The sequence below is a fragment of the Maritimibacter dapengensis genome, assembly GCF_019218265.1.
Lineage (GTDB): Bacteria > Pseudomonadota > Alphaproteobacteria > Rhodobacterales > Rhodobacteraceae > Maritimibacter > Maritimibacter dapengensis.
Genome location: NZ_JAHUZE010000001.1, coordinates 938,472 through 961,564, shown reverse-complemented (window position 1 = coordinate 961,564; position 23,093 = coordinate 938,472). Strand labels below are relative to the sequence as shown.

Below are 23,093 nucleotides of genomic sequence, written 5' to 3'. Positions count from 1 at the left end.
TTTGCGAGGGCTTTTCATGTGCCGCAGTCCCTCATCATGCTCCGCAATTTCTTTCGGCTTCGACGATGGCACGCGATGAGTTTGCGAGGGAATAATCCCCGATCACGCTGCCGTCCCTCTCGAACACCCGAACCGCGCTCCCGGTCTTGATCGCCTGTATCAAAGGATGGTTCTTCCAAAGCTTGATCTGGAACCCGGTAGGTTGCTTTGTAAATGTCGGGAAATGGGCCGATCCGTTGTCGAAGATCATGCCGATGATGCGGTCGTCAATGGGGACACCGGCCAATTCGACATAATGCCCGCCCCGTCCGTCGCAGTCGTAATTCAGCGTCGTCTCGCTGATCGCCGACCGCACCGAGGCGGCGCGCTCTTCCATCCCGACGACCGACCAGCTGCCCGACGAGGACAACGACGCGGGCGGCGCGGGTGGTTTGGGACTTTCTTCGACGGGCTTGTTCGCCTCTTCAGCGAAAGCCTCGGCGCAATGGGTGTCGAGGCATTGCTGATAAGCCGCGCTATCCGGGTCCGGGTTCTGTTGCTCGCAGGATCGCTGGCAATGCGCCGCGACGGACAATTGGGCGCTTGCCGGGATGGCGGAAACGAGAAGGAAGACGAAGGGAAGCAGGAATGAATGTCGCATGTCGATGTGTCCTGAAAACGGCTTTGAATATAGGGTCCGGGCGGGTATTTCGCCCAGCAGACAGAACCCGATCATGCGCGTGCCGATGGAGACGCGTCAAGCGTGGCTCATAGCAGCCGCATACCCCCGGCGAGCCAGGGGAGGTGATCGTGGAGCGGCTGGATGATCGTTCGGTCGAGTTGCCGCTTCAGCCGATGCGCCACGTCTTCCGGCAGATCGCCCAGAACACCGCGCCGGGCGCTCAAGGTGATGCGCCGCGAAAAAGGGGTGAACGGCAGTTCGACGATGTCCACGTCCCGCACGAAGCGTTGCGCACGCAGGACGCCGAGCGGGGTCAGGATCGTCCAGCCCGCCCCGGCGGCCACCATGGCGAGGATGGCGTGATAGCTGTCCAGCTCCAGCCGGTGTGCGGTCTGAACCCGTTCGCGCGCGAGATGGGCGGCAATCTGACGTCCCATGAAATGGCGCGAGGAATACTGGATGAGAGGCATGTCGCGCAGCCCTTCGACCTTCACGTCAGTGCCCTTGGGGACCGCAGCGACGAAAGGCTCTTCGAGCAGCGGATGTGCTTCGACGCCTTCGGTCACCTCACCAAGATCGGCAGTCACGACCACATCGAGTGCACGCGCATCGAGCTGATCGAGGAGCCGGTGCGAAGCGCCGGTTTCCAAGAGGAATTGCGTGCGGGGCCATTCTTCGGCCAGCTCGGCCAGCAGGGCCGGCGTTACGTCCGCGTCGAAATCCTCGATCATGCCAAGGCGAAACCGGCTCAGTCGGGTCATGTCCGCTGCGGCCAGTTCGGCCCGCGCCTGTTCGGCTTCGTTCAGGATCGTGAGTGCGCGACGGCGGAACAATTCCCCGGCGGGCGTGCAGACAAGCGGGCGCGCGGACCGGTCGATAAGCGCGGTGCCCATGGCGGTTTCGAGGTTGGTGAGTTGCTGGCTGACGCTGGACGGGCTGGCCCCCAGTCGCCGGGCAGCCGCCGAGATCGAGCGTTCGTCGGCGATTGCCGCGAACACCTCGACGCCCCAAAGCGTGATCCGCCCCGCTGTTTCTACCATCCTCGCCTCTCGGGCTCAGCCGGGCGCCCACGCGCCCCGCGCTAGTTCATGTCGGACAGTTTCTTCTGCAACTCCGCAAGCTGCCGTTTGATGTCGTCGAGGTCTTCGCCCTTCGCCGGCGTATCCTTGGCCTCGGCATCATCTGCCTCTGGCATGGACGATCCCGCCGGCCATCCCGACATCATGGCTTGCAGGAACGCCTGTTGCTGCGCTTGCAGCGCTTCGAATCCGGGCATCTGGGCCATTGGAATCGGCATCGCGTTCATGTTTTCCATCATCTTCGACTGGCCATCGCGCAGCATCTCGAAGCTGGACGCGAGGAATTGCGGAACGATGGATTGGGCCTGCGTTGTGTAGCTGCGCACAAGGTCGGTGAGCACATCGACCGGGAGCACGTTTTCGCCCCGGCTTTCATGTTCGGCAATGATTTGCAGGAGGTATTGGCGGGTCAGGTCATCGCCGGATTTGAGGTCGACGATCTGGACCTCGCGCCCCTCCGAGATGAAGCCCGCGATATCTTCGAGCGTCACGTAGTCGGAGGTCTCGGTATTGTACAAACGCCGACTGGCGTAGCGTTTGATGAGAAGCGGTTCTGTCTTTTCGGCCACGGTGTCCTCCCCGTTGTCCTGACCGCGCGAGTGTTTTCGGCGGTGCAGAAAAAAGCCTACGCCAGTGCAGAAAAGAAAAGCAAGGGGTGTGGCGCGTCACCGCTATACAATTGACGCAAAAGAAAAAGGGCGGGCCCTGTCGGGTCCGCCCAGTGCTCTTCGCCGGCGGGGAGGAGGTCGCCGGCTCAGGAAGATCAGGCCTTGGCGGCTTTCTTCGTCGCCTTGGTCACCTCGTCGGTGGCTTTCTTGACGGCGGCCGAAGCTTCGTCGCCCATGTCTTTGCCAGCGGCGAGCATCAGCTCGACGGTGTCCATCTGAACTTTTTTCGCGACTTCAGCGAAGGCCGACATGTATTCGGCAGCGGCTTCGGCTTGGGTCGAAGCGAAGTCGGTCATCGCTTTGGTGTAGTCCGCCGGGTCTTTCTTGGCGGTCGTGATGTCGCCCATTTTGGCGAGCGTGTCTTTGGTCCATTTGGTCGACAGCTCGGTCGATTTGTCAGCAGCGTCGATCGCCACTTTCGAGAACTTCTCGCCCATGTCGGCCGAGGATTTCATCATGCCTTCCATCGCGGACATATCCATCGGGAACGCGCCCATCATGTCCTGAACCATCTTGGTGTAGTCGGGGGTATTAGCCATTTTATCTCTCCAAATTCTGTTACGCTCTCGCCCAAGTGGGCGTCTCTGCGTGTGCACAGAATATGAATGCTGCGGTGCAGAAAATCAAGTCTTTTTCTGCACCGCAGCATAAAAAATGACCCTAGGTCATTTCTGCTTGATTTCCAATGGCTTGGCTTGTTTCAGACTTGGGGGTTCGCCACAACATAGGTGCCTGGCGCCGCCGCGAGCACCGGATGACCTGAATCACCGATCGGGCGCGCCGGGATCTTTTTGCCCGACCGTTTGGCGAGCCATTTTGCCCAGTGGAACCACCACGTCCCGTCATGGCGCGTCGCGCCCGCCTGCCAGTCGTCCGGGTTCTCGGGCCAGTCGTCGTTCAGGTAATGTCCGTATTTCTTTTTCGACGGCGGGTTCACGATGCCCGCGATATGGCCGCTTTCCGACAGGATGAAGGTCTTGTTCTTCGACCCCATCTTGCGAATGCCATTATAGGACGAACGCCAGGCCGCGATATGGTCCGTCTCGCAGGCGACGGCACAGATCGGCACGTCCACGTCCGAGATCTTGAGATTTTCACCGAGCAGCGGGTAGCCCTCGCCCTCGCCCGCGAATTCGTCGCGCTGGCACAGGCCGCGCAGGTATTCGATCGCCATCTTGCCCGGAAGGTTCGTGCTGTCGCCGTTCCAGTAGAGCAGATCGAACGCGGGAGGTTTGTTGCCGAGCATGTAGGAGCGGATTGCGGGTTGGTAGACGAGGTCGTTGGCCCGAAGGTAGCTGAAGGTCTGCGACATGTAGCGCGACGACATGATGCCGTTGTCGCGACATTCTTCTTCGATCCCGTCGACGAAATCGTTGTCGAGAAACACCCCGACCTCGCCGCGATCCGAGAAATCCGTCAGCGCGGTGAAAAAGGTGGCGGAATTGACCTTCTTCTCATTCCGTTTGGCCATCAGGCTCAGGGTCAGGGAGAGCGTCGTGCCGGCGATGCAGTAGCCGACCACGTTGATCTTGTCCTGTCCCGTCATGCCCCGCACCTCGTCGATTGCGGTCATGAAGCCTTCTTCGATGTAATCCTCCATCCCGACATCGGCATAGGAGGTATCGGGATTGACCCAGGACACGACGTAGAGCGTGAACCCCTGTTCGGTGATCCACTTGATCAGGCTGTTTTCCGGCTTCAGGTCGAGGATGTAGAACTTGTTGATCCACGGCGGGAAGATCAGGAGCGGCTTTTCATACACCTCGTCCGTCACGGGCTTGTACTGTATGAGCTCGAACATCCTGTTGCGAAACACGACGCTGCCTTCGGTGGTGCCGATATTCTCGCCCACAGTGAAGGCGTCAGGGTCCGACAAGGTGACGATCAACTCGCCATTGTTGCGCTCCAGATCACGAATCATGTTCTCGAGACCGTCAATAAGCGACTGGCCTTCGGTTTCCACGGCCCGTTCAAGCGCATCCGGGTTTGTGGCGAGGAAGTTCGTCGGCGCCATCAGATCTATCATCTGCTGTGTGAAATAGCGCACGCGGTCGCGGTCGTGATCGTCAATACCTTCCAGATCGTCGACCGCATCCTCCATAGCTTTCGAAGTGATGAGATATTGCTGCTTGAGGTAGTTGAAATAGGGGTGATTGTCCCAAAGCGGATTGCGGAACCGCGCGTCCTTGGGCGTATCGTCCTCCGGCACCGCGTCGCCGGAGACGAGCGCGTGCTGGGCCTCTACCGCGTGTTTGAGCGTCTTGCCCCAGAATTCGACCTGGTTCTCGACGAATTTGCCGGGTGAATTCATCATCTCCGACCAATAGGCGCTCATCGTCTTTGAATAGAATTCCTGCCCCGGTCCCTGGAGCGATGCACGGGTCGGCTGCTTCTTCGCAACGGCCTGCGTAAACCGTTTCGAAAGATCCTCTATGCGTTTGATGTTGAGTTCGAGAGCTTCTCGATTCTCAGCGGGATTTATTTCGTCAGTTGCCATGTGAAACGATCCGCCCTAAATTATTTTGCACGTGCAGCATATTGCCGTGCGTCCTCCGGACTTTGATCCTAACGGATTGCCCCGGGGTCAAGCAACCGAAAGGGCGAGTGAATGCGTTACCTTGCGACATACGATCTGATGGAAACCATGCGGAACACCAACCAGTGGTTGGGCGCGACCGCGAAGGCCATCGGAGAGGCACCTGCCTTCTCAGCATTCCCGAACCCGCTGTTCCAGATGCTGTCGGCCTGGGGCGAAGTGACCGAGCGCAGCTTCGCGCGCATGGTCGCCAAACCGGACTGGGGCATCTACTCGGTCGTCGGTGAAGACGGGCGCGATCACGTGGTCAGCATCGAGACGCTGGTCGAACGCCCCTTCGGCAACCTGATCCATTTCAAGGTGCAGGGCCGGAAAGAAAAGGCGCGGCGCGTGTTCCTCGTCGCCCCCATGTCGGGCCATTATGCGACGCTCCTGCGCTCGACCGTTGCTTCGCTTCTGCCCGATGCGGAAGTCTATATCACCGATTGGCACAACGCCCGCGACATCCCGGTGTCCGAAGGCAAGTTCGATATCGAGGATTACACGCTCTACCTCGTCGATTTCATGCGCGAGCTCGGCCCCGACATCAACGTTGTCGCCGTGTGCCAGCCCGCCCCGCTCACGCTTGCCGCGACGGCCTATCTCGCCGAGTTGGACCCCGAGGCGCAGCCCAATACGCTGACCCTCATCGGTGGCCCGATCGACCCCGATGCGGCACCGACGGACGTGACCGACTTCGGAAACCGCGTGACAATGGGCCAGTTGGAAGAGCTGGTGATTCAGCGCGTCGGTTTCAAATACGAGGGCGTGGGCCGGACGGTTTACCCCGGCCTCATGCAGCTCAACTCTTTCATGACGATGAACGCCGAGACGCACACGAAAGCCTTCACCGACCAGATCTGGGCGGTGGCGCGTGGCGAGGCCGGCGATCACGACAAGCACAACAAGTTCTATGACGAATATCTCGCGGTGATGGACATGACCGCTGAGTTCTACCTTTCAACCGTGGAACGTATCTTCAAAGACCTCGAGATCGCGAAGAACGAGTTCATCGTGGACGGACACAAGGTCGATATCGGCAAGATCACCGATGTTGCGGTGAAAACCGTCGAAGGGTCGAAAGACGACATCTCGGCCCCGGGCCAGTGTTATGCCGCGCTCGCCCTGTGCACGGGGCTGCCGGAAGAGAAGAAGGCGCATCATCTCGAAGAGGGTGCGGGACACTACGGGATCTTCGCCGGTCGGTCGTGGCGGGACAACATCCGCCCGCTCGTTCTGAACTTCATGGACCAGAACGCCGGCCGCCATGCCGAGCAGGCCGCCAAGAAACGCAGCCGGAAAGCTGCGGCCAAGGGCGAAAAACCCCAGCTCAAGGCGGTCTGAGGTCAGGCTGCGCTAGCGCGGCAGCATCGGCAATTCCATCCACGCGCCCAGCGCGATGTTGGTCTTTTCCGGCGTCTCGAGCGTCGGGACGTGACCCGCGTCGTCGATCACGGCAAGCTCCGCATACGGGATCAACTCGGCCATGAACGTGTGCCGCTTCTCGGACGTGATGGTATCGTGTGCGCCGCACATGACCAGAGTGGGAACCCGCGTCACGGTCAGCACCTTTTGCGAATCCGGCCTCCGCTGCATCGCGCGCGAATGGCGCACGAACGTCTCGGCGCCCAGCGTTTCCGCCATGTCCTGCATCACGCGCATTGTCGCGTCCCGCCGTTCTCCGGGCGCGAGCGCCTCGGTCGGAAGCGCCTCTTTCACCGCCTCCCCCAATCGTCCAGCCTGCGCCTTCACGATCTGAGGTTCGCGCCACGCGGCCTGCTCTGGCGACTCCGTCACGGGCGTCGTGGAGATCAGACAAAGGCGCGTCACGCGCTCCGGCACGCGCCGCAGGATTTCCATCGCGACCATTCCGCCCATGTCATAGCCGCAGAGCGCGAAACGTGGCGGCGCGTTGTGAATGGTATCCGCAGCCATCTCGCGGATCGAGGCCGCATCGGCCAGATGCGCGACCTGAACGACATGGGTCTTCGACAGATACGGGATCTGCGCAGCGAACACCCGCGAGTCGCAACACGCCCCCGGTATCAAGAGAATGGGTTCTTTCATGCGGTGACGTTTTCCACAGCCTTCACGACAAGGTCCAGACAGGAGGGGCTGGAGAAGCGGTGATCCGCCCCTTTCACGAATGTCAGTTGCACGTCGTCGCCTTCGATGTGGTCGAGGAAATTGAGCGCCACCTGACGTTCGACATCCTCATCCGCAGTCCCCTGTAGCAGCCGCACGGGAAACGGCATTTTGAGCGGGTCGCGCAGGACGAGGTTCTTGCGACCGTCCTCGATCAAGTGCTTCGTGATCGGATAGGGATCGCCGTAGTCGGAGGGGACGTGCACCAGCCCCTCCTCGATCAACTGCTGGCGTTCTGCGTCCGAGAAATCTCGCCACATGCTGTCTTCGGTGAAATCCGGCGCGGCGGCGATGCCGACGAAGCCTGCGACCTTTTCCGGCATGTGACGGATCAGGATCGCGCTGATCCAGCCGCCCATCGACGAACCGACGAGGATCTGGGGGCCGTCCGTGAGGCCAACGAGCGCTTCACGGGCATCGTCCGCCCAGGCGCCGATCGTGCCGTCGGTGAAGGCCTCGGAGCTTTTGCCGTGGCCGGAATAGTCGAACCGCAGGAAGGCGCGCCCATTGGCCTGTGCCCAGTCTTCGAGCGCGAGGGCTTTGGTCCCGTCCATGTCGGACATGAACCCGCCGAGGAAGACGACACCCGGGCCGGACCCGTCGGTTTTATGATACGCAATCCGCCGTCCGGCGGCTGTCTCAAGGTAGTCCGGATCGGTCACGCCCAGCCTCTTTTCCTGCCTCACGGGGCAGACCTTGCCTCACACGCGCGGAGTTGGAAAGGGGGTCAGTCGCGCTCTGCTTCTTCCAGCCCGAAGGCGACGAAGGAACCGAGCGCGGCGAGCACCGCGAAGCCGATGAGCGCGGCCATCGGGCCGATGAAGGACAGCGCCCCGCCGAACAGCCCCGTGACCAGAAGGAGGCCGCCAATCAGCGTATTGGCGGTCGCGGCGTAGGAGGCGCGTTTATCCTCGGGGGCGATGTCGACGAGATAGGTGGAACGCCCCTGCCGCACCCCGTGGTGCGCTATCATCAGGACGAAGAGCGCAGCCGGCATCGCCCAGATCGCCTCGGCCAACCCCATGAGACTGAGGGCTATCGCGGCGCCCATCGCCAATGCGCCGATCAGCCCGGCGGCGACGAGAACGAGACGTGAGGATCGGTCCGCGAAGCGCCCCCAGGCATAGGACGACAGGAACGAGGCGGCCGACGAGGCGATCACGAGCGCGCCCAATTGGCCGAGTTGCCCTTCGCCATTGCCGGCGAGCAGGACGAAGTAAGGCGGCGCGAGCGCGGTCGCGGTCAGAAACCCGCGCGCCGCCACGAAGCGGGCGAAGGTCGCGTCGCCACGCAACAGGCCGAGGATGTCGAGCGCCCCGCCCTCGCCCGGTTCGGATGCTGGTTCTTCCAGCGTCGAGAAGGTCAGCGCCGCCACGCCCCAGAGCATCGCCGCCAGCGCGATGGCAGCGGCAAGTGCGCCCACGCCTTCGATCCAGCCGGAGACGAGCAGCAGCGCGAAGACGAAGACGAGCGCCGCCGAGGCAGAGCCTGCGAACCCGGTCACCGCCCCCCTGCGGCTCTTGCCCACCGTTTTGCCCAGCACATCCTTGTAAGACACCGACGCCGCAGCACGCGACAGGGCGAGCAAAGTGATCGCACCGACGAAGGCCCAGCCCGCGGCCGCACCCTCGAGCGTCAGGGCCGCCAGGGCGATGAGCGCGGCGGCAATCCCCTGCCCCACGCTGCCTGCGACCCACATGAAGCGCCGCGCGTCCATACGTTCCAGACGCGCCGCGAGCAGCACTTGCGGAAGAAGTGCGCCCGCCTCACGGATCGGCACGAGCGCGGAGACGAGAACTGCGGGCGCGCCGAGTATGTTCAGAAGATAGGAGAGCACCAGCTTGGGGTTGATGAGCCCATCGGCAAGCTTGGTCATGGTGAGCGATGCCATGTGGCGGATGCCATTTCGCGCCTCGACGGGCGTTTCGGGTTCGCCCGCCAGCGTCTCGAACGCGGCTTGGCCGTTGCTTTCCTGCGTCATCGTTGCGTCCCTGGCTACTCGCGTTTCGCTATCGGACGGATCACTGGCTTGACTTGGGCTCCCCCCCGCGTCAAACCGCCCTCACGACATATACCCGCAACCGGGCGTTCCGTGGGCGCCAAACCGACGAGGAGAAAGGCCGATGAGCCACATTTCCCTTACATTTCCCGATGGCAATACGCGCGACTACGACGCAGGGATCACTCCTGCTGACGTCGCCGCCGGTATCTCGAGCTCGCTTGCCAAGAAAGCCATCTCAGCGACCGTGAACGGCAGGCATTACGACATGCAATGGCCGATCACCGAGAATGCCGAAATCGCCATTCACACGATGAAGGACGACGCGCAGGCGCTCGAGCTTATCCGCCACGACGCGGCGCATATCATGGCGCGCGCGGTGCAGGAGATCTGGCCGGACGTCAAAGTGACCATCGGCCCGGTGATCGAGAACGGCTGGTATTACGACTTTGACCGGGAAGAGCCGTTCACGCCCGAGGACCTCGGCCAGATCGAAGCCAAGATGAAAGAGATCATCAACAAGCGCGAGCCGGTGACGACCGAGGTGTGGGAGCGTGACCGGGCGATCAAGTATTACGAGGCCAACAACGAACCATACAAGGTCGAGCTGGTCGGGATGATCCCGGAGGGCGAGCAGATCCGCATGTATTGGCACGGCCACTGGCAGGATTTGTGCCGGGGGCCGCATCTTCAGCACACCGGACAGGTTCCGGCGGATGCGTTCAAGCTGATGAAAGTGGCCGGCGCCTATTGGCGCGGCGATTCGAACCGCCCGATGCTGCAACGTATCTACGGCGTGGCGTTCCAGAACCGTGACCAGTTGAAGAAGCACCTGACCTTCCTTGAGGAAGCCGAGAAACGGGACCACCGCCGGCTGGGGCGTGAGATGGACCTGTTCCATATGCAGGAAGAGGCGCCCGGTCAGGTGTTCTGGCACCCGAACGGCTGGACGATCTACACCGAGCTTCAGGATTACATGCGTCGTCGGCAGAAGTCCGGCGGCTATGTCGAGGTCAACACGCCGCAGGTCGTGGACCGCAAACTGTGGGAGGCATCGGGCCACTGGGAGAAATACCAGGAGCACATGTTCATCGTCGAAGTTGACGAGGAACACGCGCGCGAGAAGACGGTCAATGCGCTGAAGCCGATGAATTGCCCGTGTCACGTTCAGATTTTCAACCAGGGCCTTAAATCCTACCGCGACCTGCCGCTTCGTATGGCCGAGTTCGGCTCCTGCAACCGGTACGAGCCGTCGGGCGCGTTGCACGGGATCATGCGGGTCCGTGGCTTCACGCAGGACGACGCGCATATTTTCTGCACCGAGGATCAGATCGCCGAGGAGACGGAGGTTTTCATCAACTTCCTTTCGGGGATTTACAAGGACCTCGGCTTCCCGACCTACAAGATCAAGTTCTCGGATCGCCCGGACACGCGGGCCGGGTCGGACGAGATCTGGGACCGCGCTGAAAAGGCGCTTCTGGACGCGACCCACAAGGTCACGAACGATGTGGAGCTGAACCCCGGCGAAGGCGCGTTCTACGGCCCCAAGCTTGAATTCGTGCTCACCGACGCGATCGGGCGCGACTGGCAGTGCGGGACGTTGCAGGTGGACTTCGTGCTGCCCGAACGGCTGGACGCGAATTACATTGGTGAAGACGGGGCCAAGCACCGCCCGGTCATGTTGCACCGCGCCACGCTCGGATCGTTCGAACGATTCATCGGCATCCTGATCGAGGAACACGCGGGCCGCCTGCCCTTCTGGATCGCGCCACGGCAGGTGGTCGTCGCCTCGATCGTGTCGGACGCGGACGATTACGTGCACGAGGTGGTGGCCGAGCTTCGGTCGAAAGGCGTGCGTGCCGAGGCCGATACGCGCAACGAGAAGATCAACTACAAGGTCCGGGAGCATTCCGTGGGCAAGGTGCCGGTCATCCTCGCCATCGGGATGAAAGAGGTCGAGGACCGAAGTGTTACACTCCGTCGCCTGGGCGAGAAGCAGACCCGGGTCGTCGGATTGGACGAAGTGGTACAAGAACTCTCGGCTGAAGCCACGCCGCCAGATGTGAAATAACTTATCCACCTGAAACTAAAGAAAAAGGGCGTAACAATCGTGCGCCCTTATCACGTGCAATTCACGAAACCGTATGTTTCAAAACGTAACACCACCGCGCTGCACAGCGCCGTGAGTGGCCTGTGACCCTTCGGAAAGCTTAGCAATTGGGCACCGTTCAAGAGGACGGGAACCGAACGCAAACCGGAGGATTACAGACATGAAACTCACCCATACCGCCGTCGCCGGCGCCGTTGCCACCGCGCTCGCATCACTCGCGGGCCCCGCTTCCGCGCAGGACGACATGGAAAAGTGCTACGGCATCTCCAAGGCCGGCGAAAACGGCTGCGCGGCCGGTCCGGGCACGACCTGTGCGGGCACGTCATCCGTGGACTACCAGGGCAACGCCTGGGTTTTGGTCCCGGCGGGCACCTGCGAGGAGACCACCATCGAAGCCTCGATGACCATGGACGACATGGAGCGCATGGGCTCGCTTGAACCGCTCGAGCGCGATCTGCCGGAGGGCTGATCCGAGATGGCGGGGGGCCGAGGGCTCCCCGCCTTCCTGCACGTATCGAGGGAGGGACACATGCTCGACATGACACGCGGACATCTGCCGAACACCGCCGGGGTCGGTTTCAAGCCACAGCATTACGCGGACATCATCTCCGAACCGGGCGCGGTCGACTGGCTGGAAATACATGCCGAAAACTACATGGGCGACGGTGGACGACCGATCGCCCAGCTTCGCGCCCTGTCCGAGCGGTTGCCGATTTCGGTGCATGGTGTCGGACTGTCCATCGGTGGCTGCGATGCGCTCGACCGCGAGCACCTCGCCCGGCTTAAACACCTAAACGACTGGCTAAGACCTGCTTCCTTTTCCGAACACCTCGCCTGGTCGAGCCACGGCGGGGTCTATTTCAACGACCTTCTGCCCCTGCCCTATACGTCCGAGACCCTGACCCGGGTCGCCGATCATATCGACGAGGTGCAGGAAACGCTGGGCCGGCGGATGCTTCTTGAAAACCCGTCAGTCTATGTCGGCTTCGACGAGACCGATATTGAAGAGACCGATTTCCTGCGCGAACTCGTGCGGCGGACCGGGTGCGGGCTCTTGCTCGACATCAACAACGTGTTCGTGTCGTGCACGAACCAATGCCGCGACCCACGCGCCTATCTGACCGATTTTCCGCTGACCGCTGTGGGTGAGGTCCACCTCGGCGGGCATGACGAGGATGAGGACATCGACGGCACGCCGCTTTTGATCGACGCGCATGGCTCGGAAGTGGTGGACCCGGTCTGGACGCTCTACGCCGAGACGGTCGCGCGGATGGGCCCGAAACCGACATTGATCGAATGGGACAATAACGTGCCTGACTGGGACATGCTGGAAGCGGAGGCAGCACGGGCGAAAAAGATCCTCTCGGGCGCGCGCGTTAACTAATCCACGCGAAGATCGGAGATCAGGGCCATGAAAACAAAAGATTATTACACATTCAAGATTCTAGTTTTCTAGAATTCTAGAATCCCGGAATAGCCGAGACGGCGTCTCGTGAATCCGGTCAGTGGAAGGGACAAGACATGAGTTGGGAAAGCGCACTTCTCACATCGGACGCGACACCCGCGGGCCTTTCCGGCCCCCGAGCCACCCCTGCGACACGCCGCTTCGACGTTTACCGCAACAACGTCATGTCGTCCCTGGTCAACGCGATGCGCGACGGCTTCATCGTGGTGCACCGCCTGGTGGGAGAGGAGTTCTTTGCGGCGATGGCGACCGAATACGTGCGGCGCGCCCCGCCGACCTCGCCTTGCCTGACGCTCTTCGGGGCGGACTTCGCTGATTTCATCGCTGCGTTTCCGCCTGCGGCCAGCGTGCCATATCTCGCCGATATCGCGCGGCTGGAATACGCGCTGCGCCGCGCCTATCACGCCGCCGACGTCGCGCCGCTTCCCGCCGAAGCACTGGCGCGGGAGGATATCGCCGACGCGCGGCTTACCCTCGCGCCTGCGGTGCGGGTGATCCGCTCCGACTTTCCCATTTATGCGATCTGGCGGGCCAATATCGACCGGACGAAACCGTCCTCAAGCACGGGCGCGCAATGCGTGCTCGTCACGCGGCCCGATTGGGATCCGATCGCGGAACCCATCAGCAGCGAAGATGCGGCATTCGTCGACGCATTGGCGCACAGCAGCTTCGGTGAGGCGGCCAGCCTCGTCCCTGACCTCGCCCCGATATTTTCCCGCCTTGTCGCCCGAAAATCCATCACCGGACTGGAGATGCCCGCATGATCCGCACGCTCAACGCCCTCATCGCCGGTCTCGACCGTGGCGCGTCTCCGGTCCTTGCCAGCCTCGCCCGCTTCGCCTTCGCGGCCGTGCTTGCGGTCTATTACTGGGCCTCGGCCCTGACCAAGATCGACGGGTTCTCGATCTCGGTGATTGGCTATGCCCAGATCTTCCCGAAGGCGATGGAGGCGGCGAATTACAATGTGGGCGAGATGACCGTCTTTCACACGCTGGTCGTCGCGGCCGGCACCCTGGCCGAGTTCATCCTGCCCGCGCTCCTGATCGTTGGCCTCGCGACACGGCCCGCGGCTTTGGGCATGATCGGTTTCGTTGTCGTGCAGACGTTGACCGACCTTTTCGGGCACGGTGCGCTCGGCCAGCCGGAAACGCTCGGCGCATGGTTCGACCGTGTCCCCGACAGCCTGATCATGGATCAACGGCTATTGTGGATCACGCTGCTCATGATTCCCCTTCTCCACGGCGGAGGGCCGATTTCGATCGATCGACTTCTATCCAGAAGGATAGGTTAGAGCCAGGTTTCGCGCGCGCTCGCGTCCCATCCCAAAGTGCAGACATCTCCATCTTCTATGACCGGCCGTTTAATGAGCGTCGGATAAGCGGAGAGAAGCCGAAGTGGGTCTTCGGCGCGTTCGAGATCGTCAAGTCCGCGCCACGTGGTCGACCTTTTGTTGACCACCGCTTCCCCGAAACGTGAATAAAATCTTTCCAGAACAGCGGGTTCCAAGGGGGTCTCGCGCATATCGACGAGAATCGGCTCCCACCCCACGGCCACCAGTTCCTTCATGGCCTTGCGCACCGTGTCGCAGGATTTGATCCCATAGACCCGCATCCGTCGCCCTTTCACAAATTCTTCGCTTGAATTTTGCCAGTCATCCGCCACTCTAACCGCGTGAGACAAGTACTTCCAGACGACCGCTCCTTCGAGCGCAGCTGAAGACCACTGGCTGCACCACCCCGCCGCAATACCGTGGGCGGACAACTCAAGGAGATACGGAATGGCCACTGGCACCGTAAAATGGTTCAACGCGACGAAGGGCTACGGCTTCATCGCCCCGGACGACGGCGGAAAGGATGTCTTCGTTCATATCTCGGCGGTCGAACGCGCCGGAATGACCGGGCTCGCTGATAACCAGAAGGTCGAATACGAGATGATTCCGGGTCGCGATGGCCGCGAAAGCGCCGGCGACCTCAAAGCGCTCTGATCGACACCATTTCGATTGTTTTGACCCCGCGCCTTCGCGCGGGGTTTTTCGTTGCGCTTCAGATCGGCAAAGCCCGCACGATCATCACGCCCAACCAAGCCGAGAACCCCGTCAACACCGCACCCCATGTCACGTCGAGCGCGACCATCTGCGGCGACCAGAGCTTCAGCGTCGCGTAATTCGTGAACTCGTAAGTGCCGTACGCCATTGCGCCAATGATCGCGGCCGGAAGGATCGCCTGCCCGGGTGCGTCGTTTTTCAGCGCGGGCCAGGAGACAAGGTAGACAAGCCCGGCGACATAAAACAGATAAAAAACTGCGGCCGGCGCGATGCGGATCGGCAATTGCAGCCAATCGCCCAGATGTTGCTCGAACAACGGTTTCATCACCTTATTGAGCATCACGGCATCAATTCCGAGAAAAACCAACGCCGTCACAAGGTAAAGGACAATTATCTGCATCGTGCACCTCTAAGTGTTAATGCAGAGATTACGTTGGGACTGCGGGTCTGGATGACCCGAAAAATCTAGCAGTCGGTGAACCGGTGCGAAAACCGCTTCGGGCGCATCGGCGAAAGCGTCCAGTCGTGCAACGCGGTTCGACGCAGCGCCGCTTCGCGGTCCATCGGCTTTGCTCCGAAACCGAGGCGGTTCAACACCTCCCGCCCGACGCGTTCGAAGATCGAGCCCGGATGTGCCGGCTGTTCGACTTCGATGCGCACGATGTCGACGCGCCCTTCGGGCGTTACGACAAACCGTTGCGACAACATCGCCTCACGATCCGCTTCGGCCCGCGCCACCGCATCCTCGACACCGGTGCATTCCCATGCACCCAATGCCTTAGCCGGTTGCATCGCGACCAGAGTTATCCCTGCGGCCAGTATGACCGCGCTACCCAATTTCACATGTCCCATGCGCTAAATCTAGCGGACGCTGGGTCAACCGATCAATAATTGTGGGGCTGATTTTGGACGTTTTGGTTCATTAGCTCACGAAGTGTGCACTTCGGGCCACGGTCGCGCAGGATGCGGGCAGAGACTTCACGCCACTCCCGGTCTTCGAAATCCGGGAAAAAGGCGTCTGCTCCAATAACCTCGGTTTCGACCTCCGTGATCATCAGACGATCGGCCATCGGAAGCATGGCTTGATAGATCCCGGCACCTCCGATGCCGTAGACGCGATGATATCCGGCCGCATAAGCCGCTTCGATCGCCGCTTCGGGTTTGGCGAAGACATGCTCTGTCAGGGAGGTGTCGCGCGAGATGACGCAATTCATGCGACCTTTCAGCGGCTTCACGGGCAGGCTCACCCAGGTCTTGCGCCCCATGATGATCGCCCCACCCCGCGTTTCGCGCTGAAACATGGCGAGGTCTTCGGGCGCGTGCCACGGGATGTCACCGTCTTTGCCGATGGCTCCGTTGGCTGCGCGGGCCACGATCAGTGTCAGCATCAGACCGCCACCGGCGCCTTGATCGCGGGGGCCGGGTCGTAGCCCGGGAAGGCGAAATCGTCGTATTGGAAATCGAAGATCGAGGAGACGTCGCGCTTCAATTCGATCTGCGGCAAGGGGCGCGGCGCGCGGGAGAGTTGCTCACGCACCTGATCCATATGGTTCGAATAGATATGTGCGTCGCCGAGCGTGTGCACGAATGTGCCCGGCTCATACCCCGTCACATGCGCCAACATGACCTGCAACAGCGCATAGGACGCGATGTTGAAGGGCACGCCGAGGAACATGTCCGCCGACCGCTGATAAAGCTGGAGGTGGAGTTTCCCGTCGAGGATCTTGACCTGCCAGAGCGTGTGGCACGGGGGCAGCGCCATGTGCGGCACATCGCCGGGGTTCCACGCGGATACGATCAACCGCCGGCTGTCAGGGCTGCTGCGGATCATGTCCACCAGCGTTTCGATCTGGTCCACCTCACCCAGAAGCGCGCGCAACTCGCCATCGTCGGTCACCTTGTCGATCTTTGGGAAATGGCGCCACTGATGACCGTAGACCGGGCCAAGGTCGCCGTTCTCGTCGGCCCATTCATCCCAGATCGAGACGCCGTTTTCTTTGAGATACTTGATATTGGTGTCGCCGGACAGGAACCACAGAAGTTCATGGATGATCGAACGCAGGTGCAGTTTCTTGGTGGTAACGAGCGGAAACCCATCGGCCAGATCGTAGCGCATCTGCATGCCGAAATAGCTGGTGGTGCCGGTGCCGGTGCGATCCGTGGTCTCGACGCCTTTGTCGAGAACTGTGCGGAGCGCATCAAGATATTGTTGCATCTCTGTCCCCCAAGACGACCTGTAGCGATCTTTTCTCATGTTTATGCGTGTCGCGCCAGCCCCTCCCCACCGCTTTCCAAGCTTATCCACAGCGGATGTGATCCGACCGTGAGCGGCGCGACCTTCACCCCGCGAGGACGATATGACTATAACATCCGGAGACGCCGGGCACCCGCCCGGTGGGAACCGGGCCGCAGGCCTGCAATCGGGTGGCCAGATCGGAGCCTGTCGCAATGGGTCGCTTCCATCACGACCGATACCGTTTGAGACGGGTCGCCGTGCCGATGATGGCAGCGGCGCTTCTCGTCCTGTTCGCCCTGTCACACCCGGCATCGGCACAGCAGGGTTGCCGGCAGGCGCTGGTTCTCGCGCTCGATGTATCCGGGTCGGTCGATGCCAAGGAATACCGGCTGCAACTCGACGGGCTTGCGGAAGCACTGACGACGCCGAAGGTGGCGGACGCGATCCTTGCGGGGAGTGCCGCGCCGATCGCGATCTACGTGTTCGAATGGAGTGGCCCGGAGTTCCAGAACGAGTTGGTGCCGTGGACGCTGATCGTGGACCGCGAAACGCTGACCGATGTCGCCCGCACGCTCGCCGCCACGAACCGAAGCCCTGCCCCACCCTCGACCGCCCTCGGCACAGCAATGGCGACCGGAGCCGAGGCGCTGCGACGCGCGCCAGACTGCTGGCGGGCCACGCTGGATATTTCCGGCGACGGAAAATCCAATACGGGGCCGCGTCCTCAGGATCTGGGGGCGCTTCCCGCGCTCGAGGGCGTCACCGTGAACGGTCTCGTGATCCTGACCATCGACAGTATGGGCGCGGGCCCCGGTGATGACGACCTTGTGGCCTATTTCGAGAACCGCGTGATCCGGGGGCCCGATGCCTTCGTCGAGGTCGCCGACGGGTTCGAAGATTACGCCCGTGCGATGGAGAAGAAGCTCCTGCGGGAGATCAAGTCTCTCGCGGTGGGTGCGCTCGACCTGCCGGATCAGTAGATATAACGGATCTGGTCGGTCCAGTAGCGTTCCACGCGTTTGAGCGAACTGTTGATCTCCTCAATCCCGTCCAGTGACAGAACCTTCCGATCCTCCAACCCCTTTGCGTGTCGCTCGAACAGATCGGCCACGACATCGCGAATTTCGCAGCCCCTGTCGGTCAGACGCACGCGCACCGAGCGGCGGTCGATTTCGGACCGCTGGTGGTGCATGTAGCCCATATCGACGAGCTTCTTGAGATTGTAGGACACGTTCGACCCTTGGTAATAGCCGCGCGATTTCAGCTCGCCCGCCGTCACTTCGTTGTCGCCGATATTGAACAGAAGCAGGGCCTGAACGGCGTTGATCTCCAACACGCCCAACCGTTCGAATTCGTCCTTGATCACGTCGAGCAGAAGGCGATGGAGCCGTTCCACCATCGACAACGCTTCAAGATACTGGGACATGAACCCGGTCTCGACATGACCCGAAATCGGACTGTGAATGCTCATCCCGGCCTCCGTTTATGCTCGGTCGGAGCCGAAACTGGGGCAAGAATCAGAATATTCGGTTAAACCTCGAACGAATATTCAGGCCGGAGTCATCATTTCGCGCGCGTGGCCGTGTGATCTGCGATCGTGGCAACGAGGTCGGCGAACCGTTCGGGCGGTGCGCTTTGGCCCGAGACCCATTGGTAGAGATCCTGATCGTTTTCGGACAGTAGCGCCTCATAGTGGTCCAGAGCGTCAGCATCGAGCGTCGCCAGTCGTTCATCGGAGAACCGGCCGAGAATGATGTCCATCTCTTTCGTGCCGCGTCGCCAGGACCGCATCCCCAGCCGTTTCAGCCGGGTATCCGCGCTTTCCGCCATCAATCGCCGTCCTTCAATATCGCCCTGAACGCTTTTTCCAGCTTCACCAGCCGTTTCATCGCATCGGAGATATCGCCGCGAACCTCTCTGAGTTCAAGCAAAAGCGCCTGCGCATCGGCGGCCAGTGCGCCCTCGCCATCCGGTGCCTCCACGCCCTCGCCTTCGCCCGTCAGGAGCCAGCCGAGAGAAACGTTGAGCAGTCCGGACATGAGTTGCAGGCGATTGGCCCGCGGTTCCGTCACATCGTTTTCCCAGGCGGAGAGGGTCTTGACCTTCACGCCCAGTCGTTTGGCCAGTTCCTTCTGATTCATCCCGGCGGCTTCGCGCGCGGCGGCCAGCCGGTCGCCGAAGGTCGCGGCCTCGTCCGAATACCAGTTGTCGTCCATGTTCTCTCCCTTCGCGCTTGAACGCGCTTCTGGGCAAGCCTAAGACGGGTCCGACCCAAACTTCAAACCCGGATGCGACCATGGCCTTTCTTTCCGCGACGCTCGACCGTGTCAAACCCTCTCCGACGATCGCGGTGACGACACTGGCGCAGGAATTGAAGGCCGCCGGGCGTGATGTCATCGGACTGGGCGCAGGCGAGCCGGACTTCGACACGCCGGAGCATATCAAGGAAGCCGCCATCGCCGCGATGAACGCCGGCAAGACGAAATACACGGCGCCCGACGGCATCCCCGAGCTGAAACAAGCGGTCTGCGACAAGTTCGCGCGCGAAAATGGTCTGACCTACGAACCGAAACAGATCAGCGTCGGCACCGGGGGAAAGCAGATCCTCTACAACGCATTGATGGCGACGCTCGATCCAGGCGACGAAGTTGTGATCCCCGCGCCTTACTGGGTGAGCTACCCAGACATGGTGCTCCTTGCCGGCGGCGAGCCCGTGGTGGTGGAATGCGGTATCGAGAGCGGGTTCAAGATGACACCGGAAGACCTAGACGCCGCGATCACGCCGAAGACCAAATGGCTGATTTTCAATTCCCCGTCGAACCCGACCGGAGCCGGATACTCCCGGGACGAAATGAAGGCGCTGACCGAGGTTCTGATGAAGCATCCCCATGTCTGGGTGATGTCGGACGACATGTACGAGCACCTCGTCTTCGACGATTTCGAATTCGTCTCGCCGGCTCAGATCGAACCGGGCCTTTACGACCGGACGCTGACGGTCAACGGTGTGTCCAAGGCCTATGCAATGACAGGATGGCGCATCGGCTATGCCGGTGGCCCCGTCGAACTCATCGCCGCGATGCGCAAGATCCAGTCGCAATCCACGTCGAACCCCTGCACCATCAGCCAATGGGCCGCCGTCGAAGCGTTGAACGGCACGCAGGACTTTCTGGCCGACAATGCGAAGCTCTTTCAGCGGCGGCGTGATCTCGTCGTGTCGATGCTGAACGCCGCGAAAGGGGTGGAATGCCCGACCCCGGAAGGCGCGTTCTACGTGTATCCCTCCATCGCGGGCTGCATCGGGAAAACGACACCGGACGGCGTCGTCATCGAAAACGACGAAGTGTTCTGCACGAAGCTGCTGGAAGATACGGGCGTGGCGGTGGTTTTCGGGGCGGCCTTTGGCGTAAGCCCGAATTTCCGCATCAGCTATGCGACGTCGGATGAAGCTCTGACGACAGCATGCACGCGCATACAGGACTTCTGCGCGAAGCTGCGCTGATGCCCGGAGGTTGACGATCACCAAGGCAGTCGATTGACTGGCCGCAGCCGCAGTCCGCGGACAATAACATCGAGCGAAGAGAAACAACCCAATCACCATGTCCACCGATCTGCCCGAATATTTTTTCCGCGTCCGTGAGAACGGCGCGTTCGTGTTCAAGGTCGACACCCAGAACCGGCATCGGCGGATCGAGATGGACCAGATCGCGGTGGTGAACATCAGGAACGGCGACGTCAAACCACATGGCGACCGCGAATTGTCGAACGCCGACATGAACGCCATCCAGACCTGGATGGACGAGCGCCGGGAAACGCTTGCGGCGCGTGACATCGACGACATTTTGCGGACGGTCGATCACCTCAACCACACGGCCCATTGGGTGCAGACGCGCGCCGAAGACAGTCAGCTCGAGATGGTGACGGACAGCCTGTTGATGGCGATGCACGATCTGCGCTCGGTCCTGGTCCGCAAGAAGGCGGACCGACTGTTGCGGGAAGACGACTGAACGCCACTACGCCAGGCAGGACGATTGCTGCGTCCTCCGACACCGCACCGGAGCACCACGCATTTCGCCTCGCGCGATGTCAGACTGCGACCGACAAGGACCGGAACCGCAAAAACAGGCCGACGGCTGCGAAGCTGAGGCCCAGCACCAGCCCGATCCACACCCCGACGGCGCCGATCCCTGCCTGTACACCGAGCAGGTAGCTTGCCGGTGCGCCGATGCCCCAATAGCTGACGGCCGCGATCACCAACGGCACACGCGTGTCGGTCATGCCGCGCAGAAGCGAGATGCCGATCACCTGCGCGGCATCCACCAGCTGGAACAAGGCGGCCATTGCCAGAAGCACCGCGCCGATTGCCAATATGTCACCGCGCAGCGGATCGTCCGGGTCGATGAACGCGCCGATCAGAAGATCGGGGACGAGGAAGAACGCGGCCATCGCGATACCCGCGAACCCCAGCCCCAGTGCCCAGACGGCGAAGGCGCCATCGCGCAGCCCTTCACGGTCGCCGCGCCCGAAGGCGCGCCCGGCCCGCACGGTCGCGGCCTGGCTCAGGCCGAGTTGCACCATGAACGTGATCGTCGCGATCTGAAGCGCGATTCCGTGCGCGGCGAGTTGCAGCGTGCCGATCCAACCCATAATGATGGCGGACAGGTTGAAAAGGCCGACTTCGGAAACGGTGGTCAGCGCAATTTGCCACCCCATGCGGAACACCTCACCCATCGCGCCCCAATCGGGTCGCCAGAACCGGACGAAGATTTCGTGGTTCGGGAATCGCGATAACGCGTAGAACGCCAGCGCCACGAACGAAAGCACATGCACCGAGACCGACGCGATCGCGGCCCCGCGCAGGCCGAGTTCCGGCGCACCGAGATTGCCGAAGATCAGCACCCAATTCAGTCCGATGTTCACGACCGCGCCACCCGCGATGATCCAGAATTGCACGCGGGTGCGTTCGAGCCCGGACAGATAGGACCGCAGAACATTCACCAAAAGCGCCGGGCCGATGCCGAAACCCGCGATCCGCAGGTAAGTCTGTGCCATCTCCGCAAGCTCCGGGTCCTGTCCCAGCGCCCTCAGGACCGGAGCAGACCACCAGAAGACCGGCAAAAACACGAACGCCGCGATGATCGAGAGCCAGTTCGCCATGCGGGTCACGCGCCGCAGCCGCGTCTCGTCACCGACCTCGTGCGCCGCGGCCACGAGAGGCATCACCGCCCAGGCGAACCCGCTCGACAAGAGCAGCAGGAAGATGACGAGATTTGCAGACAGGACGAGCGCCGCCAGGGCCCTGACATCGTACCACCCCATCATCAGCGTATCCGCGGTGGTGATCGCGACCTGCGCCAACTGGCTGCCGATAAGCGGCAGGCCCAGCGCAAGATGCGCCTGGGCGTGAGGGCGATATCTGGAAAAACGACTCATGGCCGTGTTTCATGCCACGCGCGGTGCGTTCGGGAAACCCGTGACGCGACGCCGCTCACCCCGGCTTCTGCGCGACGAGGTCGATGACCGCGGACATTCCGGCATGTCCTGCGCCTTCGTCCAGTTCCGTCTCGTAGGATTCGAGCCGTTCGATCTTCCAACCGGCGAACGCTTTCGCAAGCATCTCCTCGGTATAGAGGTTCTCGATCGCCTTCGGCCCCCCGGTGCCGTATTCGAGCTGTTTCGGGGTATATCCGTGGATCAATACGCGCCCGGACGGCTTCGTGGCACGCTTCATCCCAGCGAACACGTCTTCGCGGGCGTCCGGCCCCATGAACTGAAAAAACACACCTATCACGAAATCGTAGTTGGTGGTGTCCCAGTCATAGGTGAATATGTCGGCCTCCCGGAACGACACATCGACGCCACGCTCTTCGGCGAGCTTCCTGGCCTTGGCGATGGCATTCGGGCTGCCCTCCATCGCGGTCACGTCCAGGCCCTGCTCGGCCAACCAGACGGAATTGCGCCCCTCGCCATCGGCAATTGCGAGTGCGGTCAATCCCGGCGCAAACAGACCCTCGTGGGACACGAGAAACTGCGACGGAGTCTTGCCGAAGATATACTCGTCAGTGTCGAAGCGTTGGTTCCACATTCCTGACATCTCCTGTCAGCAGGTCTGGC

The 23,093-nt window shown here is 61.6% G+C and carries 28 protein-coding genes; 10 read left to right on the top strand and 18 right to left on the bottom strand.

The window, feature by feature from the left end; all coding sequences use genetic code 11:
* Window positions 1-34 precede the first annotated feature (34 nt).
* From KJP28_RS04835 to KJP28_RS04815, 5 genes are all read right to left on the bottom strand, one after another.
* Window positions 35-640: a hypothetical protein gene (locus KJP28_RS04835; protein ID WP_218391090.1), complete on the bottom strand. Its 606-nt coding sequence runs from the start codon at window positions 638-640 to the stop codon at window positions 35-37.
* A gap of 107 nt (window positions 641-747) precedes the next feature.
* Window positions 748-1,701, bottom strand: coding sequence for a LysR family transcriptional regulator (locus KJP28_RS04830; RefSeq protein WP_218391088.1), 954 nt, complete (start codon window positions 1,699-1,701; stop codon window positions 748-750).
* A gap of 41 nt (window positions 1,702-1,742) precedes the next feature.
* Window positions 1,743-2,309: a polyhydroxyalkanoate synthesis repressor PhaR gene (gene phaR / locus KJP28_RS04825; protein WP_218391085.1), complete on the bottom strand. Its 567-nt coding sequence runs from the start codon at window positions 2,307-2,309 to the stop codon at window positions 1,743-1,745.
* A 194-nt stretch (window positions 2,310-2,503) separates the two neighbouring features.
* Window positions 2,504-2,947: a phasin family protein gene (locus tag KJP28_RS04820; RefSeq protein WP_218391083.1), complete on the bottom strand. Its 444-nt coding sequence runs from the start codon at window positions 2,945-2,947 to the stop codon at window positions 2,504-2,506.
* A 161-nt stretch (window positions 2,948-3,108) separates the two neighbouring features.
* Window positions 3,109-4,905, bottom strand: coding sequence for a PHA/PHB synthase family protein (locus KJP28_RS04815; protein ID WP_218391081.1), 1,797 nt, complete (start codon window positions 4,903-4,905; stop codon window positions 3,109-3,111).
* Window positions 4,906-5,016: 111 nt separating this feature from the next.
* On the opposite strand from KJP28_RS04815, the gene phaZ reads away from it, so the two are divergent.
* Window positions 5,017-6,327, top strand: a complete 1,311-nt coding sequence (phaZ, locus tag KJP28_RS04810) for a polyhydroxyalkanoate depolymerase (protein ID WP_218391079.1) — start codon at window positions 5,017-5,019, stop codon at window positions 6,325-6,327.
* Between the two features lie 12 nt (window positions 6,328-6,339).
* Here the strand turns inward: phaZ and KJP28_RS04805 are convergent, their stop codons facing one another.
* The 3 genes from KJP28_RS04805 to KJP28_RS04795 form a co-directional block, all read right to left on the bottom strand.
* The gene (locus KJP28_RS04805) at window positions 6,340-7,050 is read right to left on the bottom strand and encodes an alpha/beta fold hydrolase (RefSeq protein ID WP_218391077.1); all 711 of its coding nucleotides are present in this window, start codon (window positions 7,048-7,050) and stop codon (window positions 6,340-6,342) included.
* Window positions 7,047-7,790, bottom strand: a complete 744-nt coding sequence (locus KJP28_RS04800) for an alpha/beta hydrolase (RefSeq protein WP_218391075.1) — start codon at window positions 7,788-7,790, stop codon at window positions 7,047-7,049. The genes KJP28_RS04805 and KJP28_RS04800 overlap by 4 nt, the downstream gene beginning before the upstream one ends.
* Before the next feature lie 65 nt (window positions 7,791-7,855).
* Window positions 7,856-9,109, bottom strand: coding sequence for an MFS transporter (locus tag KJP28_RS04795; protein ID WP_218391073.1), 1,254 nt, complete (start codon window positions 9,107-9,109; stop codon window positions 7,856-7,858).
* 142 nt (window positions 9,110-9,251) lie between these two features.
* On the opposite strand from KJP28_RS04795, the gene thrS reads away from it, so the two are divergent.
* The 5 genes from thrS to KJP28_RS04770 all read left to right on the top strand — a co-directional run bounded on the left by thrS (window position 9,252) and on the right by KJP28_RS04770 (window position 13,993).
* Complete coding sequence (gene thrS / locus KJP28_RS04790) at window positions 9,252-11,198, top strand: threonine--tRNA ligase (RefSeq protein ID WP_218391072.1); 1,947 nt, start codon at window positions 9,252-9,254, stop codon at window positions 11,196-11,198.
* Window positions 11,199-11,397: 199 nt separating this feature from the next.
* Window positions 11,398-11,706 (top strand): BufA1 family periplasmic bufferin-type metallophore, encoded by a 309-nt coding sequence (locus KJP28_RS04785; RefSeq protein WP_218391071.1) that lies wholly within the window; start codon window positions 11,398-11,400, stop codon window positions 11,704-11,706.
* A gap of 60 nt (window positions 11,707-11,766) precedes the next feature.
* Window positions 11,767-12,621, top strand: coding sequence for an MNIO family bufferin maturase (gene bufB, locus KJP28_RS04780; RefSeq protein ID WP_218391070.1), 855 nt, complete (start codon window positions 11,767-11,769; stop codon window positions 12,619-12,621).
* A 137-nt stretch (window positions 12,622-12,758) separates the two neighbouring features.
* A complete protein-coding gene (locus KJP28_RS04775; RefSeq protein WP_218391069.1) occupies window positions 12,759-13,466 on the top strand; it encodes an HvfC/BufC family peptide modification chaperone in 708 nt (235 codons plus the stop codon).
* Window positions 13,463-13,993: a DoxX family protein gene (locus KJP28_RS04770; RefSeq protein ID WP_218391068.1), complete on the top strand. Its 531-nt coding sequence runs from the start codon at window positions 13,463-13,465 to the stop codon at window positions 13,991-13,993. Before KJP28_RS04775 ends, KJP28_RS04770 begins: the two co-directional genes overlap by 4 nt.
* Here the strand turns inward: KJP28_RS04770 and KJP28_RS04765 are convergent.
* A complete protein-coding gene (locus KJP28_RS04765; protein WP_218391067.1) occupies window positions 13,990-14,313 on the bottom strand; it encodes an arsenate reductase family protein in 324 nt (107 codons plus the stop codon). The genes KJP28_RS04770 and KJP28_RS04765 overlap by 4 nt on opposite strands.
* Window positions 14,314-14,479: 166 nt before the next feature.
* Here KJP28_RS04765 and KJP28_RS04760 point away from each other — a divergent pair, with 166 nt between their 5' ends.
* A complete protein-coding gene (locus KJP28_RS04760; protein ID WP_218391066.1) occupies window positions 14,480-14,686 on the top strand; it encodes a cold-shock protein in 207 nt (68 codons plus the stop codon).
* Window positions 14,687-14,744: 58 nt separating this feature from the next.
* Here KJP28_RS04760 and KJP28_RS04755 read toward each other — a convergent pair whose 3' ends face one another.
* From KJP28_RS04755 to KJP28_RS04740, 4 genes are all read right to left on the bottom strand, one after another.
* Complete coding sequence (locus KJP28_RS04755) at window positions 14,745-15,146, bottom strand: DUF2177 family protein (protein WP_218391065.1); 402 nt, start codon at window positions 15,144-15,146, stop codon at window positions 14,745-14,747.
* 65 nt (window positions 15,147-15,211) lie between these two features.
* On the bottom strand, window positions 15,212-15,598 hold the full coding sequence (locus KJP28_RS04750; protein WP_218391064.1) for a hypothetical protein: 387 nt from the start codon (window positions 15,596-15,598) through the stop codon (window positions 15,212-15,214).
* Between the two features lie 32 nt (window positions 15,599-15,630).
* Entirely contained in the window at window positions 15,631-16,134 is a 504-nt protein-coding gene (locus KJP28_RS04745; protein ID WP_218391063.1) for a dihydrofolate reductase, read from the bottom strand.
* Window positions 16,134-16,961, bottom strand: a complete 828-nt coding sequence (locus KJP28_RS04740) for a thymidylate synthase (RefSeq protein ID WP_218391062.1) — start codon at window positions 16,959-16,961, stop codon at window positions 16,134-16,136. The genes KJP28_RS04745 and KJP28_RS04740 overlap by 1 nt, the downstream gene beginning before the upstream one ends.
* 233 nt (window positions 16,962-17,194) lie before the next feature.
* On the opposite strand from KJP28_RS04740, the gene KJP28_RS04735 reads away from it, so the two are divergent.
* The gene (locus tag KJP28_RS04735) at window positions 17,195-17,962 is read left to right on the top strand and encodes a DUF1194 domain-containing protein (protein WP_255552176.1); all 768 of its coding nucleotides are present in this window, start codon (window positions 17,195-17,197) and stop codon (window positions 17,960-17,962) included.
* On the opposite strand, the gene KJP28_RS04730 is transcribed toward KJP28_RS04735, so the two are convergent.
* From KJP28_RS04730 to KJP28_RS04720, 3 genes are all read right to left on the bottom strand, one after another.
* Window positions 17,956-18,453: a MarR family winged helix-turn-helix transcriptional regulator gene (locus tag KJP28_RS04730; RefSeq protein ID WP_218391061.1), complete on the bottom strand. Its 498-nt coding sequence runs from the start codon at window positions 18,451-18,453 to the stop codon at window positions 17,956-17,958. The genes KJP28_RS04735 and KJP28_RS04730 overlap by 7 nt on opposite strands.
* Before the next feature lie 92 nt (window positions 18,454-18,545).
* A complete protein-coding gene (locus KJP28_RS04725) occupies window positions 18,546-18,812 on the bottom strand; it encodes an FAD assembly factor SdhE (RefSeq protein WP_218391060.1) in 267 nt (88 codons plus the stop codon).
* Window positions 18,812-19,198: a helix-turn-helix domain-containing protein gene (locus KJP28_RS04720; RefSeq protein ID WP_218391059.1), complete on the bottom strand. Its 387-nt coding sequence runs from the start codon at window positions 19,196-19,198 to the stop codon at window positions 18,812-18,814. The genes KJP28_RS04725 and KJP28_RS04720 overlap by 1 nt, the downstream gene beginning before the upstream one ends.
* A gap of 80 nt (window positions 19,199-19,278) precedes the next feature.
* Between KJP28_RS04720 and KJP28_RS04715 the strand changes: the two genes are divergently transcribed.
* Both KJP28_RS04715 and KJP28_RS04710 read left to right on the top strand, forming a co-directional pair.
* Window positions 19,279-20,481: a pyridoxal phosphate-dependent aminotransferase gene (locus tag KJP28_RS04715; RefSeq protein ID WP_218391058.1), complete on the top strand. Its 1,203-nt coding sequence runs from the start codon at window positions 19,279-19,281 to the stop codon at window positions 20,479-20,481.
* Between the two features lie 97 nt (window positions 20,482-20,578).
* On the top strand, window positions 20,579-20,986 hold the full coding sequence (locus KJP28_RS04710; RefSeq protein WP_218391057.1) for a hypothetical protein: 408 nt from the start codon (window positions 20,579-20,581) through the stop codon (window positions 20,984-20,986).
* Window positions 20,987-21,065: 79 nt separating this feature from the next.
* Here KJP28_RS04710 and KJP28_RS04705 read toward each other — a convergent pair whose 3' ends face one another.
* Window positions 21,066-22,412, bottom strand: coding sequence for an MATE family efflux transporter (locus KJP28_RS04705; RefSeq protein WP_218391056.1), 1,347 nt, complete (start codon window positions 22,410-22,412; stop codon window positions 21,066-21,068).
* A 55-nt stretch (window positions 22,413-22,467) separates the two neighbouring features.
* Window positions 22,468-23,064, bottom strand: a complete 597-nt coding sequence (locus tag KJP28_RS04700; RefSeq protein ID WP_218391055.1) for an SAM-dependent methyltransferase — start codon at window positions 23,062-23,064, stop codon at window positions 22,468-22,470.
* Window positions 23,065-23,093: the final 29 nt, after the last annotated feature.